The organism is Shimia sp. R9_3, from assembly GCF_017743755.1.
Classification (GTDB): domain Bacteria; phylum Pseudomonadota; class Alphaproteobacteria; order Rhodobacterales; family Rhodobacteraceae; genus Shimia.
On sequence record NZ_JAGHRP010000005.1, the window covers coordinates 68,814 to 84,965 of the forward strand.

At 60.0% G+C, this 16,152-nt stretch carries 20 protein-coding genes; 15 read left to right on the forward strand and 5 right to left on the reverse strand.

Annotated elements, in window-relative coordinates; translation table 11 throughout:
• The first annotated feature begins 114 nt into the window (after nt 1–114).
• Nucleotides 115–540, forward strand: coding sequence for a cupin domain-containing protein (locus tag J7412_RS13885; protein ID WP_209079414.1), 426 nt, complete (start codon nt 115–117; stop codon nt 538–540).
• Nucleotides 537–1,445, forward strand: a complete 909-nt coding sequence (locus J7412_RS13890; protein WP_209079182.1) for a fatty acid desaturase — start codon at nt 537–539, stop codon at nt 1,443–1,445. The genes J7412_RS13885 and J7412_RS13890 overlap by 4 nt, the downstream gene beginning before the upstream one ends.
• A gap of 144 nt (nt 1,446–1,589) precedes the next feature.
• On the opposite strand, the gene J7412_RS13895 is transcribed toward J7412_RS13890, so the two are convergent.
• Nucleotides 1,590–2,723: an anhydro-N-acetylmuramic acid kinase gene (locus J7412_RS13895; protein ID WP_209079183.1), complete on the reverse strand. Its 1,134-nt coding sequence runs from the start codon at nt 2,721–2,723 to the stop codon at nt 1,590–1,592.
• Between the two features lie 63 nt (nt 2,724–2,786).
• Here J7412_RS13895 and tyrS point away from each other — a divergent pair, with 63 nt between their 5' ends.
• The 11 genes from tyrS to J7412_RS13950 all read left to right on the forward strand — a co-directional run bounded on the left by tyrS (nt 2,787) and on the right by J7412_RS13950 (nt 11,337).
• Nucleotides 2,787–4,040, forward strand: a complete 1,254-nt coding sequence (gene tyrS / locus J7412_RS13900) for a tyrosine--tRNA ligase (protein WP_209079184.1) — start codon at nt 2,787–2,789, stop codon at nt 4,038–4,040.
• Between the two features lie 196 nt (nt 4,041–4,236).
• Nucleotides 4,237–4,992, forward strand: coding sequence for an SDR family oxidoreductase (locus J7412_RS13905; protein WP_209079185.1), 756 nt, complete (start codon nt 4,237–4,239; stop codon nt 4,990–4,992).
• A gap of 72 nt (nt 4,993–5,064) precedes the next feature.
• Entirely contained in the window at nt 5,065–5,682 is a 618-nt protein-coding gene (locus tag J7412_RS13910) for a hypothetical protein (protein WP_209079186.1), read from the forward strand.
• Between the two features lie 100 nt (nt 5,683–5,782).
• On the forward strand, nt 5,783–6,658 hold the full coding sequence (locus J7412_RS13915) for a TIGR01459 family HAD-type hydrolase (protein WP_209079187.1): 876 nt from the start codon (nt 5,783–5,785) through the stop codon (nt 6,656–6,658).
• 111 nt (nt 6,659–6,769) lie between these two features.
• A complete protein-coding gene (locus J7412_RS13920; protein ID WP_209079188.1) occupies nt 6,770–7,213 on the forward strand; it encodes a MaoC family dehydratase in 444 nt (147 codons plus the stop codon).
• Nucleotides 7,214–7,469: 256 nt separating this feature from the next.
• Nucleotides 7,470–8,402, forward strand: a complete 933-nt coding sequence (locus tag J7412_RS13925; protein ID WP_209079189.1) for a bifunctional riboflavin kinase/FAD synthetase — start codon at nt 7,470–7,472, stop codon at nt 8,400–8,402.
• On the forward strand, nt 8,399–8,875 hold the full coding sequence (locus tag J7412_RS13930; RefSeq protein ID WP_209079190.1) for a YcgN family cysteine cluster protein: 477 nt from the start codon (nt 8,399–8,401) through the stop codon (nt 8,873–8,875). The genes J7412_RS13925 and J7412_RS13930 overlap by 4 nt, the downstream gene beginning before the upstream one ends.
• Entirely contained in the window at nt 8,875–9,927 is a 1,053-nt protein-coding gene (locus J7412_RS13935; RefSeq protein WP_209079192.1) for an aminotransferase class V-fold PLP-dependent enzyme, read from the forward strand. The genes J7412_RS13930 and J7412_RS13935 overlap by 1 nt, the downstream gene beginning before the upstream one ends.
• A 7-nt stretch (nt 9,928–9,934) precedes the next feature.
• A complete protein-coding gene (locus J7412_RS13940) occupies nt 9,935–10,123 on the forward strand; it encodes a DUF6500 family protein (protein WP_209079194.1) in 189 nt (62 codons plus the stop codon).
• 259 nt (nt 10,124–10,382) lie between these two features.
• Nucleotides 10,383–10,712: a hypothetical protein gene (locus tag J7412_RS13945; RefSeq protein WP_209079195.1), complete on the forward strand. Its 330-nt coding sequence runs from the start codon at nt 10,383–10,385 to the stop codon at nt 10,710–10,712.
• Nucleotides 10,705–11,337, forward strand: coding sequence for a Fic family protein (locus J7412_RS13950; RefSeq protein ID WP_209079196.1), 633 nt, complete (start codon nt 10,705–10,707; stop codon nt 11,335–11,337). The genes J7412_RS13945 and J7412_RS13950 overlap by 8 nt, the downstream gene beginning before the upstream one ends.
• 34 nt (nt 11,338–11,371) lie before the next feature.
• Here the strand turns inward: J7412_RS13950 and J7412_RS13955 are convergent, their stop codons facing one another.
• Nucleotides 11,372–11,731, reverse strand: coding sequence for a helix-turn-helix domain-containing protein (locus J7412_RS13955; RefSeq protein WP_209079197.1), 360 nt, complete (start codon nt 11,729–11,731; stop codon nt 11,372–11,374).
• 85 nt (nt 11,732–11,816) lie between these two features.
• Between J7412_RS13955 and J7412_RS13960 the strand changes: the two genes are divergently transcribed.
• A complete protein-coding gene (locus tag J7412_RS13960) occupies nt 11,817–12,299 on the forward strand; it encodes an ester cyclase (RefSeq protein ID WP_209079198.1) in 483 nt (160 codons plus the stop codon).
• Nucleotides 12,300–12,372: 73 nt separating this feature from the next.
• On the opposite strand, the gene J7412_RS13965 is transcribed toward J7412_RS13960, so the two are convergent.
• Together J7412_RS13965 and J7412_RS13970 are read right to left on the reverse strand one after the other, a co-directional pair.
• Entirely contained in the window at nt 12,373–13,185 is an 813-nt protein-coding gene (locus J7412_RS13965) for an alpha/beta hydrolase (protein ID WP_209079199.1), read from the reverse strand.
• A gap of 3 nt (nt 13,186–13,188) precedes the next feature.
• The gene (locus J7412_RS13970) at nt 13,189–13,788 is read right to left on the reverse strand and encodes a 2-hydroxychromene-2-carboxylate isomerase (protein ID WP_209079200.1); all 600 of its coding nucleotides are present in this window, start codon (nt 13,786–13,788) and stop codon (nt 13,189–13,191) included.
• A 107-nt stretch (nt 13,789–13,895) separates the two neighbouring features.
• On the opposite strand from J7412_RS13970, the gene J7412_RS13975 reads away from it, so the two are divergent.
• A complete protein-coding gene (locus J7412_RS13975) occupies nt 13,896–14,912 on the forward strand; it encodes a ribose-phosphate pyrophosphokinase (protein ID WP_209079207.1) in 1,017 nt (338 codons plus the stop codon).
• A 226-nt stretch (nt 14,913–15,138) separates the two neighbouring features.
• On the opposite strand, the gene J7412_RS13980 is transcribed toward J7412_RS13975, so the two are convergent.
• On the reverse strand, nt 15,139–16,011 hold the full coding sequence (locus J7412_RS13980; protein WP_209079208.1) for a hypothetical protein: 873 nt from the start codon (nt 16,009–16,011) through the stop codon (nt 15,139–15,141).
• Between the last annotated feature and the right edge of the window lie 141 nt (nt 16,012–16,152).

Consider the following 16,152-nt stretch of genomic DNA (forward strand, 5'->3'; position numbering starts at 1 on the left):
GCATTCACTGCGCACCGTCACGAACGATGAAAGGCGGCTCCCCGAGCCGCCTTTTTTCTTGCGCTTTGCGCTGCATATGGCCCTATGGAGCCAAAAGAACTTGGACTTACCCAAATGACCGCCGATCAAATCATCGCCCAGCTCAATCTCGCCCCGCACCCGGAAGGCGGACATTACCGCCAAACATGGATCGCGGACGCACCAGAGGGCACGCGCCCCGCCGGCACCGCGATCTATTTCCTGCTGAAGGCGGGCGAGGTCTCCCATTGGCACCGCGTCGATGCCGCCGAAATCTGGCACTACTACGCGGGCGCGCCGCTGATCCTGTCGCTTGCAGAATCCCACGCTGGCCCGGCGCAAGACCTGACCCTCGGCCCGGATCTCGCCGCAGGCCAGCTGCCTCAGCACATCGTGCCGCCCCACCACTGGCAAGCCGCACGCAGCACGGGCGACTGGACCCTTGTCGGCTGCACCGTCTCCCCCGCGTTCCAGTTCGAAGGCTTCGAGCTCGCCGCCCCAGGATTTGACATCCCGCGATGAGCGCACCGCTGAACCACAAGGAAGCCCTTGCGCGTCTTACGCCAGAACGCCGCAGCTTGCTGCAAAGCCGCTCTGACGCCGCAGGCCTGCGCCATCTCGCGCTTTATCTCGGCGCCCTCCTGTTCTGCGCGCTTTGGGTCGGCCTGCGCGCGCCGCTCTGGCCGCTGATGCTCCTGCCGCTCGGCGTGCTCTGGGTGTTCCTCTTCACGCTCAGTCATGAATGCACCCACGACACGCCGTTTGCCACCCGCTGGATCAACCGCGCGGCGGGCCACGCCTGCGCTCTGCCGCTGATACTGCCTTTCACATGGTTTCGCGCCTTTCACATGGCGCATCACAAATTCACCAATGATCCCGAGCGCGACCCGGAGCTGGCAGGCGGCCCACGCCCGGCAACATGGCGCAGCTACCTGCTTTACCTCTCCGGCCTAAGCTACTGGCGAGCCGCGGTAAAAACGCTTCTACAGAACGCCTTTGGCACATTGGACGCCCCCTATCTGCCAGCCCGAAAATACGCCGCCATGCGCACCGAGGCCCGCATTCTTCTCACGCTTTATGCGCTCATCATAGTCAGCCTGCTGGTCTCGCCGCTCCTCTTCTGGGTCTGGATCCTGCCCAGCCTGATCGGCCAGCCTTTCCTGCGCGCCTATCTTCTGGCGGAGCACGGCCGCTGCCCGCCCGTGGCCAATATGCTGGAAAACTCTCGCACCACCTTCACCAACCGTCTGGTGCGCTTTCTGGCTTGGAACATGCCCTATCACGCGGAGCATCACGCCTTCCCGAACGTGCCCTTCCACCAGCTCCCCGCACTGCATGAAGACCTGAAGCCGCATCTGCAAAGCACTTCAAAGGGCTACAAAGCTTTTCATAGCGACTACCAATCAGACCTGACGCCCGGACGATAGGCCGGGCCTGGCCCGATCTCCCCCATGGGAGGGCGATTTTGTTGGTTCTGAACATTCCCAACCGCTACATGCGCCGGGATGTATTCGCAGATTTCAGATGTGAGGTCGCCCGCCCGAGGTCGGGCAAAGCCCTTCTTAAGGCAATCACCCCTGCGGCACACTCACCGTGCCACCACCCACCATCGCCATCACACCCGTTGTGCTTGGCGCAGAGGTCGGCAAACCTCGCGCGACGCGCACAGCCAGATAGGCAAAGGCCTGCGCCTCCAGCATGTCACCATCCAGCCCCACCTCTTCGACAGGCACCACCGGACAATCCAGCGACACGCGCAGCATCTCCATCAGCACCGGATTGTGCCGCCCGCCTCCGGTCACCAACACGCGGCTTGGCGGCACCGGACAATGCCCCATACCCTGCGCCACGCTGGCGGCACACATCGCCGTCATGGTTGCCGCTGCATCCTCATCAGAGAGTTCCCGCACCAGATCCATCATTTCCGGAAAATCATTCCGATCCAGAGACTTGGGCGGCATACGTGAGAAATACGCCTCCTGCAAAAACAGTTCCAGCGCGCCCGTGGCCACAGTGCCCTGCGCGGCGATCTTCCCACCTTCGTCAAACGCCAGCCCACGCCGTGCCCGCAGCAAATCGTTGAGCGGCGCATTCGCAGGACCGGTGTCAAAGGCCAGCAAGGCACCGTCTGCCTCCGGCCCCTCTTTGCGCGGATCCACCCATGTGATATTGCCAACACCGCCCAAATTCAGAAACGCCACCGGCTCTTTGGCCCCAAACCACTTGGCACAGGCAAAATGGAAGAACGGTGCCAAGGGCGCACCTTCGCCACCAAGCTCCACATCCGCGCTGCGAAAATCCCAGACCACCGGCACATCCAGCGCTTCTGAAAGCGCCTGCCCGTCTCCCACCTGACAAGTGCCCCGTCCGCGCGGCTCATGCGCCAGCGTCTGGCCATGAAAGCCGATCAGATCAATATCTTCAAACCGGCCCAGCACCTCTGCATGCGCCGCCTCAATCACTTTGGCAGCGGCCTCCGCCTCAGGCCCGGCCCAATGGCCCAGCGCCTTGGTCAAAACAGCCTGTTCCTCTGCAGAATAGGCCCGATACTCACTGGCCCCAAAGCCATGGATCTCCACGCCATCGGTCTCCACCACAGCCGCATCCACCCCGTCCAAAGACGTGCCTGACATCGCCCCCAAGGCCCGCTGAACCGTGGCTTTCTGCGCACCGCCGTTTTGCGCGGCTTTCTGGCCCTTCAACATGGCCTTTTCCTTCTGCTCTTCCCCGCCTATACACAGGCTCGCAAATCATACGGGATCGACACCATGACCTACCAGCCCAAATCGGATTTCCTCACCGTGATGCTAGAGCGCGGCTTTGTGGCCGATTGCACGGATTATGAAGGCTTTGACAAAGCACTCTGTGATGGTGTGGTGCCCGGCTATATCGGCTTTGACGCCACCGCCAAGTCCCTGCACGTGGGCTCGCTCATCCAGATCATGATGCTGCGCTGGCTGCAAAAGACCGGCCACAAACCGATCACCCTGATGGGCGGCGGCACCACCAAAGTGGGCGATCCGTCCTTCCGCGCCGATGAGCGCCCGCTGCTCAACAACGAACAGATCGACGACAACATCGCCGGCATCAAAAAGGTCTTCGCAAAATACCTCGACTACGGCGATGGCGAAACCGATGCGCTGATGCTCAACAACGCCGAGTGGCTTGACGATCTGAACTACCTCGAATTCCTGCGCGACATCGGCCGCCACTTCTCGGTGAACCGCATGTTGTCCTTTGAGAGCGTGAAATCACGTCTGGATCGGGAACAATCGCTTTCCTTCCTCGAATTCAACTACATGATCCTGCAGGCCTATGATTTCCTGGAGCTCAACCGCCGCTACGGCTGTCTGGTGCAGTTCGGCGGCTCTGATCAATGGGGCAACATCGTCAACGGCATCGACCTCACCCGCCGTGTGGACGATGGCGGCCTCTTTGGCCTGACCTCCCCGCTGCTGACCACCTCTGACGGCAAGAAAATGGGCAAATCCGCCGATGGCGCGGTCTGGCTCAACGCCGACATGCGCTCTCCTTACGAGTTCTGGCAGTTCTGGCGCAACACCACCGACGCCGATGTGGGCCGCTTCCTGCGCCTTTACACCGAAATGCCGCTTGATGAATGTGCCCGTCTCGGCGCTCTGGCAGGCAGCGAGATCAACGAAGCCAAGATCATCCTCGCCAATGCTGTGACCACCCTCTGCCACGGTGCAGAAGCCGCTGCCACAGCTGAAGCCACCGCACGTGAAGTCTTTGAAAAAGGCGGCGTGGGCGATGATCTGCCCACCGTGACCCTCACCTCCGAGGATCTCGGCGACGGTATCTCCATCGTTCAGCTGATCGTGAAATCCGGCCTCGCAAAATCCGGCAAAGACGCCAAGCGCCTGATCAAGGAAAACGGCGCCAAACTGGATGACGCGCCGCTGACCGACGCAGGGCTGATGATCGACGCCGCCGCGCTGTCTTCGCCAATCAAGCTCTCCGCAGGCAAAAAACGCCACGCGCTGGTACAGCTCGACAGCTGATCCGCAACAAAAACCACCTCAAACGAAGGCCCGCCACTTGCGCGGGCCTTTTTCTTTGGGCTTCTCATTCTCAAAACATCCCGGGGTGAATTGGCCCCTTTGGCCAAGAGGGGCTGGCCCCTCATGCCTCTGGACAGATACGCGCTGATCCGTTTATTTGAACACACGTTCATTTATCACCCGGAGGAGCCCGCCCATGAAACTTGATCAAACCTGCGCCGTGATCACCGGTGGCGCTTCCGGCCTCGGCGAAGCAACCGCCCGCCATTTTGCTGCCAATGGTGCCAAAGTTGCCCTCTTTGACCTCAATGAGAAGCGCGGCCAAGCAGTCGCCGAAGAGCTGGGCGGCACCTTCCACGAAACGGACGTCACCGATGAAGACAGCGTGGCCGCCGCCATCGCTGCCGCCAAATCCGCCATGGGCAGCATCACCGCCGCGGTCAACTGCGCAGGCATCGCGCCCGCGGCCACCACCATCGGCAAAAAGGGCCCGCACCCGCTGCATGTCTTCCAGCAAACCATCGACATCAACCTCGTCGGCTCTTTCAACGTCGCCCGTCTGGCAGCCGAAGTGATTGCCGAAAACGCGGCGGAAGCAGACGGCGCGCGCGGCGTGATCATCAACACCGCCTCTATTGCGGCCATGGACGGTCAGCGCGGTCAGGCGGCCTACGCGGCCTCCAAAGGCGGCATCGTTGGCCTGTCCCTGCCTATGGCGCGCGATTTGGCACGCTCTGGCATCCGCGTTATGGCAATCGCCCCGGGTATATTCCTCACCCCCATGCTGCAGGGCCTGCCCCAAGAGGTGCAGGATCAGCTCGCCGCCGATGTCACCTGCCCCAAACGTCTGGGCGACCCGTCCGAATACGCCCGCCTCGCCGGTTTCATCGTGGAAAACGGCTATCTCAACGGCGAGGTCATCCGCATCGACGGCGCCCTCAGAATGCAATAACCCGTAGGGTGCGCATTCACTGCGCACCTCCCCCCTCCCCCATGCTAGGCTCTCTATAAAAGGAGCCCCACCATGCCCCGCCAAAACCGCGTTCTGCCCACCGGAGAGATCCTGCGCCATCCCGCGCGGGGCAGCCTCATGGGCAATCGCGGCATCCTGCATGACACCGAGGCGCATGATCACGGCGGCCTCACCCACCGGCGCTGGCAACACAAGGCTTGGGTCTGTTGCGTGCTGTCCTTCAAAAGCCGCCGCCGCACCCTCATGGCGCCCCACCGCTACACCGAGCTTTTCTTTCACGACGAAGCGGTTGCGCTGGCCGCCGGTCACCGCCCTTGCGCCGAATGCCGCCGCGCCGATCACAAAGCCTATCTTGCTGCGGCTGGCCACACAGGCTCCGCGCCTGCCTTTGACCAGCACCTGCACGCCGCGCGTGCCATCCCCCGCAAATTCCTGCAAAACCGCCCCCTTATGGCGGTCACAGATCTGCCTGACGCCACTTTTGTGCTGGATGGCGAACGCCCCCTGATGCTCATGGCCGACATGGCCCTGCCGTTTACACCCGACGGTTACGGCGCCCCCATAAAACGCCCGCAAGGCACATTGCCTGTGCTCACACCGGCGCCCAGTATCCTCGCCCTGCGCGGCGGCTTTGCCCCCCAGCTGCACCTGCCAGACAGCCTCACCTGACCCCGCTCCACAGCCCCAGTTCACCGCCACTTCGAAATCACTGGCCCTTTGACAAGCTATTTGCCATACCTTGCGGCAAACAGCCGATCAGGACCGCATCATGACCCAAATTATCGCTTCTCTTGCCGAGGTTTCCGACCGCTACAAAGCTCTGTTTGTCGACCTCTGGGGCTGTGTGCACAATGGCGTCACCGCCTACCCTGAGGCCGTGGCCGCACTGCAAGCCTATCGCGCCAAAGGCGGCATTGTGGTGCTTGTCACCAACTCCCCCAAACCCCGCGCCGGTGTGGCCGAACAGCTGGGCGACTTTGGCGTGCCTGCTGATGCCTATGACACCATCGCCACCTCCGGGGACAGCGCGCGCTCCGCGATGTTTCAGGGCGCGGTTGGCGAAAAGGTCTACTTCATGGGCGAACCCGCGCGTGACGAAGGCTTCTTCCAGCCGCTTGAGATTCTGGACAACCCGGTCAACATCCAGCGCGTGCCACTGGCCGAGGCTGAGGGCATCGTCTGCTGCGGCCCGTTTGACCCGATGGCCGAGGTCGAGATCAACCGCCCCGACTTCCTCTTTGCCAAGCAAAAAGGCATGAAACTGCTCTGCGCCAACCCCGACATTGTGGTCGACCGCGGCGAAATCCGCGAATGGTGCGCCGGTGCTCTGGCCAAGCTCTACACCGACATGGGCGGGGAAAGCCTCTATTTCGGCAAACCCCATCCGCCGATCTATGATCTCGCCCGCCGCCGCCTCGCAGCCCTGGGTGTCTCGGTATCAGACAGCGAGATCCTCGCCATCGGGGATGGGCCCCACACCGATATTGCCGGCGGCATGGGCGAAAACATCGATTCGCTCTTCATCACCGGCGGCCTGGCGGAAAAAGAGACCAAAACCGCGCATCAGCCCGACGCAGAGGCCCTTGCCGCCTATCTCGCGGCAGAGCAAGTCACCCCGCAATACGCCATTGGCAAGCTTCGTTAACAGAAAACACTTGATTTTCTGCGCCTGCAAAGTAATAAAGTTGCAAATCATGCGCACCATGCGCCATTAAGTTACCTAGCGAAAACCTCAAACCATCTGTGTGGAGGCCTCATGTTGGACAATCTGCCCCGCGGCACCATCTTTATCGAAGACCTCGAAATCGGCATGTCCCGCTATGTGCGCAAAACCGTGACCGATCAGGACATCGAGATGTTCGCCGCCGTCTCCACAGACCACAATCCCGTGCATCTGGATGAGGATTACGCCAGAGACACCATGTTTGGCGGGCGTATCGCCCATGGCATGCTGACCGCCGGGCTGATCTCGGCCGTGATCGGCGAACAACTCCCCGGCCATGGCACCATCTACATGGGCCAGTCGCTGAAGTTCCTCGCCCCGGTGCGCCCCGATGACACGGTGCTGGCCACGGTCACCGTGACCGACATCGACATCGCCAAACGCCGCGTGAAGCTTGACTGCACCTGCACCGTTGAGGGCAAGAAAGTTCTCGCCGGAGAGGCCACCGTCCTCGCGCCCTCGCGCAAACTCGACTGAGGCCAAGACGCTTGGTCCGTATCAGGCGGCACTGAACGGTGCCGCCTTTTTTGTCTCTGCCATCACAGGACACATTCCCCGCGTCAGACAGGGAAATCCGCCGCCCCGGCTTCTCATTCTTCCAGTATGCTGGGGGAGATGCCGCTTGCGGCGTCGGGGGCAAAGCCCCAGCCCTTGTCACCGATGATCCGCAACCGATCTGCCTGAGGTCAGCTCCTCTCTTGCGCCCCGCCCGCGCAAAAGCTAACCCTGCCGCATGCAAATTATTCGCGACTACCAATTCCTCTCCTCCGAGCATCGCGGCGCCAGCGTCGCGATTGGCAATTTTGACGGGGTGCATCTGGGCCATCAGGCGGTCATCGACCTGGCGCGCAACGCCGCGCCGGATGCCCTGCTGGGCATCATGACCTTTGAGCCCCATCCGCGCGAATATTTTGCGCCCCATGCGCCCACCTTCCGCCTCACCTCTGCGGAGACCCGCGCCCACAGGCTGGAAAAGCTTGGCGTGGAAAGACTTTATGAGCTGCCGTTCAACGCCGCCCTGTCCAGCCTCACACCCGAGGCCTTCGCACGTGAAGTGATCGCTGACGGGCTTGGCCTTGCTCATGTGGTTGTCGGGGCAGACTTCTGCTTTGGCAAAGGGCGCGCAGGCACCGCAGAAGACCTCGCCGCTTTTGGCAAGGAGATGGGCTTTGGCGTGACCATTGCGCCTCTGGTGCAGGGCGGTGACGGTCAGGTCTCTTCCACCTCCATCCGCGCCGCATTGAGCGACGGCCGCCCCCGTGATGCGGCCACCATGCTGGGCCATTGGCACCGCATCGACGGGCCGGTGATTGGTGGCGAACAACGGGGCCGCGATCTGGGCTTTCCCACCGCCAATATGTCGATCGATGATCTGCACCAACCCAAATACGGCGTCTACGCCGTGCTGGTGGATGTGCGCGACGGCCCCCATCAGGGCAGCTACTTTGGCGCTTCCTCGATTGGCACGCGCCCAATGTTTGGCGAAAACAAAGCCAATATCGAAACCTTCCTGTTTGATTTCTCAGGCGACCTTTACGGCCACACGCTTTCCGTGGGGCTGGTCGACTATCTCCGCCCGGAGCTGAAATTTGACGGCCTTGACGCCCTGATTGCGCAGATGGGCAAAGACTGCGACCAAGCCCGGGAGATCCTCTGCGCCTTATGAGCACCCAAGATCCCATAGCACGCCAAGGGCTCGCCAAACGTTTCTGGGAAAAAAAGCCGCTGACCAAACTCAACGACCGTGAGTGGGAAGCGCTTTGTGACGGCTGCGGCAAATGCTGCCTCAACAAGCTTGAGGATGAGGACACCGGAGAGGTCGCCCTCACCTGTGTCGCCTGCCGTCTGCTGGACGATGAGACCTGCCGCTGCACCCAATATGACATCCGTCATCAGTTTGTGCCCGAATGCATCGTGATGACGCCCAAAAACATCCATGAGCACGCCTATTGGCTGCCCCAGACCTGCGCCTATCGCCTGCTCTGGGAAGGCAAACCGCTCTATGACTGGCACCCGCTGATCTCCGGCACCGCTGACACCGTGCATGACGCTGGCGTGTCGGTGCAGTTCAAAACCGTCTCCGAATTTGAAACCCCGCTGGAGCAGTGGGAAGACCATATAATCGAGGAACCTCTCTGATGCATTTTGCCTCCGACAACTCCGGCCCCGCCCTTCCCGAAGTCCTCGCAGCATTGACCGCAGCCAACGAAGGCTACGCCATGGGCTATGGGGCGGATGCGGAAATGGCAGAGGCCGTCGAGACAATTCGCAAGGTTTTTGAGGCCCCTGAGGCGGCGGTTTATCTGGTCTCCACCGGCACCACGGCAAATTCACTGGCGCTGGCAACCCTTTGCAAACCTTGGGAAACCATCTTCTGCTCTCATGTGGCCCACATCCACGAGGACGAATGCAACGCGCCGGAGTTCTACACCGGCGGGGCCAAGCTCACCATGGCCAGCCCCAAGGATGTCGACAAGATGACCCCCGACAGCCTGCGCGCCGCCATCGAGGGTGAAGAAACCCGTGGCGTGCATGGCCCCCAACGCGGCCCGGTCTCCATCACACAGGTGACAGAACGCGGCACAGTCTACACGCTGGCCGAGCTCAAGGCGCTTTGTGACGTGGCCAAATCCTTTGACTGCCCTGTGCATCTGGATGGCGCGCGTTTTGCCAACGCCATGGTCGCTCTGGGCTGCACCCCTGCCGAGATGACCTGGAAGGCCGGTGTGGATGCGGTCAGCTTTGGCGGAACTAAGAATGGCTGCATGGGCGTTGAGGCGGTGATTTTCTTTGATCCCAAACACGCCCGCGAATTTGAGCTGCGCCGCAAACGTGGCGGACACCTCTTCTCCAAACACCGCTATCTGTCGGCCCAGATGCTCGGCTATCTCAAAGACGACGCATGGATCACTGCCGCCACCAAGGCCAACGCCAGCGCGGCCCATCTCGCAGGCGGCCTGCGCCAGATCGACGGCGTCGAATTCATGCACCCACCGCAAGCCAACATGCTGTTTGTCTACCTCCCCCGCGCCACCCACAAACGCCTCTTTGACGCAGGCGCGGTCTATCACCTGTGGGGCGGCGAGCTGGAAGGCGAAGATGACACCGAAATGCTGCCCGCACGGTTTGTCTGTGACTGGTCGATTGAGCAGGACCAGATCCACAAGTTCTTGGATTTGGCGGCTGGGTAAGCCGCTCATGAGAGACAGCCTGCGCGCCAAAGCCGTCACCATCTGCAACGACAAGATCGCCAAGACAGGCGAAACCGTCGGGCTGTCTCTCTATGCGTTTTTCGCAAACAAAAATGACGATCTGGACCTCCTCATGGAAGCTGCCACCTGGTGGATCAAAACGCATGAACTCGACCACTTCGAGAAAGCCGTGTAGGTGCGCGACTTAATGGTCGCTGGGGCCTAAAGCAGTTTGCGTTTTATATGTGGCCAGTGGATCGCTTTTCGCGTTCGACCGAATGGGAGAGACAGCGAACAAGCGATTCAAGTCAAACGCAATCTGCTATAGTGCGCGCAGCACACTACACTGGCGGCAGTGTCTCTGTGCGCCGCATAAAGATGGCCCAAAATGCACTCATCTTGACAAAATGACATCAAAATCCTATTTTGAACTCATTCCTGACAGGAGCATCCCCATGTCTGTACAAATGTCTTTGCGTGTTGACCCGAACCTCAAGGCCCATCTCGCCAAACTGGCAGAGCTGCGGAAGATGACGGTCAATAAGCTCATCGTGCAGGCGCTGGACCAGTTTGTCACAAAGGAATCCCACGCCTTGGAGGCTGAGCTTGAGGCCTCCCTTGCGCAGTTGCGCCAGTACCGCGCCGCCGACCCGGATTTTGAACAGGCCATCGAAGCGGTGGTCGCCGCCGAACGTTCCACCGAGGAGGACCCCGCACAAGGGGAACTCCTGACGGATGAGCCGCAAGAGGCCACGTCCCTTGTGCGCGGACTGCTCAGTGCCTGATTGGGACGCTGACAGCGACCAACTGACAGAAAACCTGCAACATGCCTACCGCGCATCGCGCGATGCCGCCTTCGCGCGCAAACAGCCGACCCTGCAAATGGCCAGAGATTGGCATGCCAGAACTCTGGAGGGCCTCACTGTCCCTGACGCGGTTCTCTCCCAACTCTCGGTTACAGCAGAGGCGCTCTCCGGACGTTTTCGAGGCGAGACTGGGCTGACGCACTGTGAGGTCGGCATTGGCGTTCACAGGGGAACACCGGCCTTTTTGGTGCGTGAGGAGCTGGCGCGCTTTGAAGAGCGTGTTCAAAGCGCCACTGCGGCACTGGACGCGCTCATTCCCCAGTGCGATGCGCCCAACACAGGCGACCTGCTTAACGCCGTTCTCGAGCTCTGTGCTTGGGTGCATGCCGAATGGGTGCGCATTCATCCCTTTGCAAATGGAAACGGCCGCACCGCGCGGATCTGGAGCGGGTTCATCGCCATGCGTTATGGCCTGCCACCCTTCGTTCGGCTCAGACCCCGACCAGATGACGGCTACGGCGCCGCATGTGACGCCGCCATGACCGGCGACTGGGCCCCAACGGCCCAGGTCTTCCGACGCATGTATCTGAGCGCGATTTCCTGACCGGCCAGGGACACCGGCGCCCCGCCTCCAAGGATCATGCCTGCGCGCGATCTGCCTTGATGTCCGGATGCGCGCTGCTGGCCCATTCGATCACCGGCTTCATCAACTCGAGCAAGGTCCGCCCTCGCTCGGTCAGCCCGTAACTCACTTTCGGTGGCGATGTCGGGAACACTTCACGCGTAAGATATCCCTCTGTCTCAAGTTTGCGAAGTGTGCTCGTCAAAACGCGCTGCGTGATGTCACCCAGCATGCGCTTGATCTCATTAAAGCGTTTATCGCCATCCTCCAGAACACAGAAAATCAGGATCGACCACTTATCCCCCACCCGATCAAGCACATCCCGGATGGGACAATTCTCTGCATCCTTCTTCTCCAGCACGGTTACTCTGACCATACCTAAGCCCCCCAAAGTGCGTTCTTGCGCCTTGGTATACAATTGATACCTAAAATCAGCAAGCAACAAACACGGGAATCGCTTCATGAAACTGCTGCCCTCTTTCATCGCCGCACTCACACTGGCGCTCTTTTCTACAACCGCAGGAGCTGACGACATGTCTCAAAACAAGAAAAACCTGATGAACTTCTACGCCGCCTTTTCAGAAGGCGATCTAGACGCTCTGGACAAAGTGCTGATCGAAGATTGGGTCACCTATGACGCCAACCCTGGTCAAGGTGCGGGTCGTCAGGGTCTGAAAGATTTCATTCCGGTGATCGCCGCCTCTTTCTCTGATTTTGAGTGGAAAGTCGAAGAACTGGTCGAAGAAGGCAATGTGATCGTGGCGCGCTCCACCTTCTCCGGCACCCACGCGAGCGACTTCATGGGCCACGCTGCAACCGGCAAATCCTTCACCGCCAAAGCAATCGACGTACACCACTTCAACGACGAGGGCATGGTCACCCACACTTATCACCTCGAAGACTGGATCGCGGTGCTGGCACAGATCGGCGCATTAGGCCACTGATCCACACCCGCCAAACAAAAACACCCGCGACGCCTCGGCGCTGCGGGTGTTTCCTTTCAAACGGGCCACTGTATCAGCCAGCGGCCTCCACCGTCCGCCGCACCTCAGCCGCCACTTCCGCCGCGTGGGAAATCGCCCCCATATGCCCGGCTCCGGCCACGGTCGCCCGCCGCCCGTTCTGCACCTGCGCCGCGACATAGTCGCAGGCCGGTTTCATAATGGCCGGCGACAGCGCGCCATCCATCACAACAACCGGCACCTCGATCTGCCCAAGGCGCGGCATGATATCGCCCACGTCATGCAGCACATCAAGCTGGCTGGCGACCACAAAGGACATCAGCCCGGCAAACTGCGCGCGCGTGGCCTCCGGCAGGGCCGCCCAGGGGCGTCCATCGCCCCATTCCTCCACAAACAGCCGCACCGCGCCCTCAGAGTCCCCGGCCTCATAAAGCGCGATGACCCGCTCCATATGGGCATGGTTCTCTGCCACCGCCTCCGGTGCTTTCTCCAGCGCCCCCAGCATGGTCACCGGCTCATAAAGCGACAACGAGCGCACCAGATCCGGGCGCAACAGCGCCAGCCGCAGGCCCAGCAGCCCGCCATAGCTGTGTCCGATCACATCCACTGGCTCGGTGATCTGATCGAGGATCGCATCCAGCATCCATTGCCCGGCCGGGATCTCCACGCGGTAGGCCACGCTGCGCCCGTGCCCCGGCATATCCGGTGCCTCAAGCGTCAGCACATCCCCCAGTGCCTCGGCAATACCGCGAAACGCGCCGGAATGCCCAAGGTTGCAATGCAGCGCCAGCGCTTTCCTCGGCCCCTGCCCCAGCACACGCCAAAAGAGGCCGTGATCTGCGGCCTCTACTTTCCCGTCCAGTGCCATTTGTCAGAGCTTACCGGCCAAATGCATGTCCAGCTCCTCAATCCGGTCCTGCCCCCAGAACCGCGCACCATCGTCGGTGATGTAGAATGGCGCGCCAAAGGCTCCGGCCTCCACCGCCTCTTCCAGATTGCGCGCATAGGTCTCAGCGCCGACCAGCATGCCGCTGTCCGCCAGCGCCGGATCAAAGCCTGCCGCACTCAGGCAATCGCGGATCACATCATCCTGCGCGATGTCTTTCTCCTCGGCCCAGCAGGCGCGGGTAAAGCCATGCGCCAGCGCGCCCAGATCACCGCCACCGGCATTCTGCGCCGCAATGAACGCATAAGAGGACGGCGCCATATTCGTTGGCCAATGCGCGGGCTTGAGGTTGAAATCCATGCCCAGCTTCTTGCCCTGACGCACCAGCTCCTGTGCGCGGTATTCCTGACGGCTGGCGTGCCGATCCTTGGGCGCCGTGCCCCCGGTGCGCGAAAACAGCGCCATAATGTCCAGCGGTTTATAGACAATTTCCGCCCCGTGTTTGGCCGCAACCTCTTCCAGACGGGTGCCTGCCAAATAGGTATAAGGAGAAATTGTCGAGAAATAATAGGTGATCGTGGCCATTTGCGCCCCTCTATCCATCTGCATCGCTTTGCGAGACGTTAGGGCCATGTTAAGCGGAGTGCAATGTCACGAATCTGTCACCAAAGCCACCTAGGGACCTCCGCGCTATGGCAAACATTCTCGAACCCAAACTGATCACTGGCAACGCCAACAAACCGCTTGCCAACGCGATTGCGCGGCGCATGACCATGCACCGGGGCTCTGCGATGGATCTGGTCAACGCCCGCGTTGAGCGTTTCAACGACGCCGAAATCTTTGTCGAAGTCTACGACAACGTGCGCGGCGAAGACATGTTCATCATCCAGTCCACGTCCAACCCGGCCAACGACAACCTGATGGAACTGCTGATCATGGCCGATGCCCTGCGCCGCTCCTCGGCGGCCCGCATCACCGCGGTGATCCCTTACTTCGGCTACGCGCGTCAGGACCGCCGCACCAAGGCACGCACCCCGATCACCGCCAAGCTTGTCGCCAACATGATGGTCGAAGCGGGCATCGAGCGCGTGCTCACGATGGATCTGCACGCCGCGCAGATTCAGGGCTTCTTCGACATCCCGGTGGACAACCTCTACGCCTCCCCGATCTTTGCGCTCGACATCAAGTCCCAGTTCAAAGACACGCTCTCTGACGTGATGATCATCTCCCCTGACGTGGGCGGTGTGGCCCGCGCCCGTGAGCTGGCCAAGCGCATCAACGCCCCGCTCGCCATCGTGGACAAGCGCCGCGAGAAGCCGGGCGAAGTTGCCGAGATGACCGTGATCGGCAATGTCGAAGGCAAGAAATGCATCATCGTGGACGACATCTGCGACACCGCAGGCACGCTCTGCAAAGCCGCCGAAGTGCTGATGGAGCACGGCGCCACCGAGGTCCACAGCTACATCTCCCACGGTGTTCTGTCCGGCCCCGCGATCGAGCGCATCACCAACTCCGTGATGAAGTCTCTGGTGATCACCGACAGCATCGAGCCCACCGAAGCCGTGCTCGGCGCCAGCAACATCCGCATCGTGCCCACCGCCCCGATGTTTGCCCAAGCCATCATGAACACCGCCGCAGGCACCTCGGTGAGCTCGCTCTTTGAGACCGAGACACTGGAGCCTGCCTATGAGGGTCTGTTCAAGGCCTGATCTGAGGCGAAAGCGTTAGAATAGAGAAAGCCCCGGCGGATGCGTCGGGGCTTTTTTGTTTATTGTCCCAAAAACGCGCATCGCCTTCTAACGCGTTGATAGGCGAACCCAAAGCGCGTGCGAACAATTTGACGGACAAAGCGATCATCCGCCCCAAGACCTTTCTAAACCTAATCCAAAGTTCGGTAAGGCCCTCATCAATCACGCCATCCGCAGCGGCGCAACCTCAGGACACCAATGTCCTACGTTTTCTTTTTTTGTCGGATGCCTCTATCGCTGTATCAAGCAGGGCGTTCCACTCAGAAACACGACAGGCCTCAACCAGCTTCTTACAGTGCAGAGACACTTCTTTGCTCAACGCCTCTACGTGGCTAAATAGCTGCTTCAGCTCTTGGAAACGTTTCTCACCACTTCTACTCTCCACGACACTATAACCCTCAGATACCTTGCTCTTATACAATTTCATTGCATTTCTGAGGCCTCCCCCGGCACGAAAAAGGAAGGTAATGTCGCTGACTTTCTCCAGATCTTCTGAATTGTCCGTTTGATAGCAGAACGAGATCGTGCATTTATCGCCTTCAGTGCCACCCGTGTTAGACAAAGTCCAAAAATAGAAGTCGTCGTTGACTGGGATTCTTTCACGAATGGCTTCAAGCAGCTCTTTGATATCTCGCCAGGCTTGGTCTTCGATATTGCTCCGCTTTGTTTCCTGGAGAATATCGGCTTGTTCTCTCAATGCTGCTGCTTGTGCATCCATCGCGCTACGCACTTTAAGAAGAGCTTCAGTTTGATGCCCTAGTTCCTTGTTCTGGTTCACAAGTTCCTTGCGCTGATCCGCGAGTTCGGCGCTCTGTAGAACTGTCGAAGTTATGACCCAAACTAAAGCCAATGTACCGCCAACGCCGGCTAAGAAATCTCCCCATTCATTTAGTCCGAGTTCAGTAATCGCGGTTAGGTCAAAATAGTCGGTAGTAAACGGCAGCTCAAATGCAACGGTTTTAAGAACCACTATTAGAAAAAAGACTAAGGCGACACCAATCGAGACAGCCCACGCAATCCTCTTGTATAACTCGTGATCAGATTTTGTTGATCCAACCATTTTGCTCCCTCTCTAGTCTGTTTTGAGTAGAACTAGATCGCGACTGGTGTCGTTTGAAGTGTGTCAAAATCGTAAGTATGAAATGTGCTGTTTATGCAACCTATAATTGCACATCAGGAAAACTGACAACGCCATCCTACC

Coding starts and splice junctions, on each gene's coding strand:
- J7412_RS13885 (WP_209079414.1), top strand. CDS start 115: ATGACCGCCGATCAAATCATCGCCCAGCTCAATCTCGCCCCGCACCCG.
- J7412_RS13890 (WP_209079182.1), top strand. CDS start 537: ATGAGCGCACCGCTGAACCACAAGGAAGCCCTTGCGCGTCTTACGCCA.
- J7412_RS13895 (WP_209079183.1), bottom strand. CDS start 2,723: ATGTTGAAGGGCCAGAAAGCCGCGCAAAACGGCGGTGCGCAGAAAGCC.
- tyrS (WP_209079184.1), top strand. CDS start 2,787: ATGACCTACCAGCCCAAATCGGATTTCCTCACCGTGATGCTAGAGCGC.
- J7412_RS13905 (WP_209079185.1), top strand. CDS start 4,237: ATGAAACTTGATCAAACCTGCGCCGTGATCACCGGTGGCGCTTCCGGC.
- J7412_RS13910 (WP_209079186.1), top strand. CDS start 5,065: ATGCCCCGCCAAAACCGCGTTCTGCCCACCGGAGAGATCCTGCGCCAT.
- J7412_RS13915 (WP_209079187.1), top strand. CDS start 5,783: ATGACCCAAATTATCGCTTCTCTTGCCGAGGTTTCCGACCGCTACAAA.
- J7412_RS13920 (WP_209079188.1), top strand. CDS start 6,770: ATGTTGGACAATCTGCCCCGCGGCACCATCTTTATCGAAGACCTCGAA.
- J7412_RS13925 (WP_209079189.1), top strand. CDS start 7,470: ATGCAAATTATTCGCGACTACCAATTCCTCTCCTCCGAGCATCGCGGC.
- J7412_RS13930 (WP_209079190.1), top strand. CDS start 8,399: ATGAGCACCCAAGATCCCATAGCACGCCAAGGGCTCGCCAAACGTTTC.
- J7412_RS13935 (WP_209079192.1), top strand. CDS start 8,875: ATGCATTTTGCCTCCGACAACTCCGGCCCCGCCCTTCCCGAAGTCCTC.
- J7412_RS13940 (WP_209079194.1), top strand. CDS start 9,935: ATGAGAGACAGCCTGCGCGCCAAAGCCGTCACCATCTGCAACGACAAG.
- J7412_RS13945 (WP_209079195.1), top strand. CDS start 10,383: ATGTCTGTACAAATGTCTTTGCGTGTTGACCCGAACCTCAAGGCCCAT.
- J7412_RS13955 (WP_209079197.1), bottom strand. CDS start 11,731: ATGGTCAGAGTAACCGTGCTGGAGAAGAAGGATGCAGAGAATTGTCCC.
- J7412_RS13960 (WP_209079198.1), top strand. CDS start 11,817: ATGAAACTGCTGCCCTCTTTCATCGCCGCACTCACACTGGCGCTCTTT.
- J7412_RS13965 (WP_209079199.1), bottom strand. CDS start 13,185: ATGGCACTGGACGGGAAAGTAGAGGCCGCAGATCACGGCCTCTTTTGG.
- J7412_RS13970 (WP_209079200.1), bottom strand. CDS start 13,788: ATGGCCACGATCACCTATTATTTCTCGACAATTTCTCCTTATACCTAT.
- J7412_RS13975 (WP_209079207.1), top strand. CDS start 13,896: ATGGCAAACATTCTCGAACCCAAACTGATCACTGGCAACGCCAACAAA.
- J7412_RS13980 (WP_209079208.1), bottom strand. CDS start 16,011: ATGGTTGGATCAACAAAATCTGATCACGAGTTATACAAGAGGATTGCG.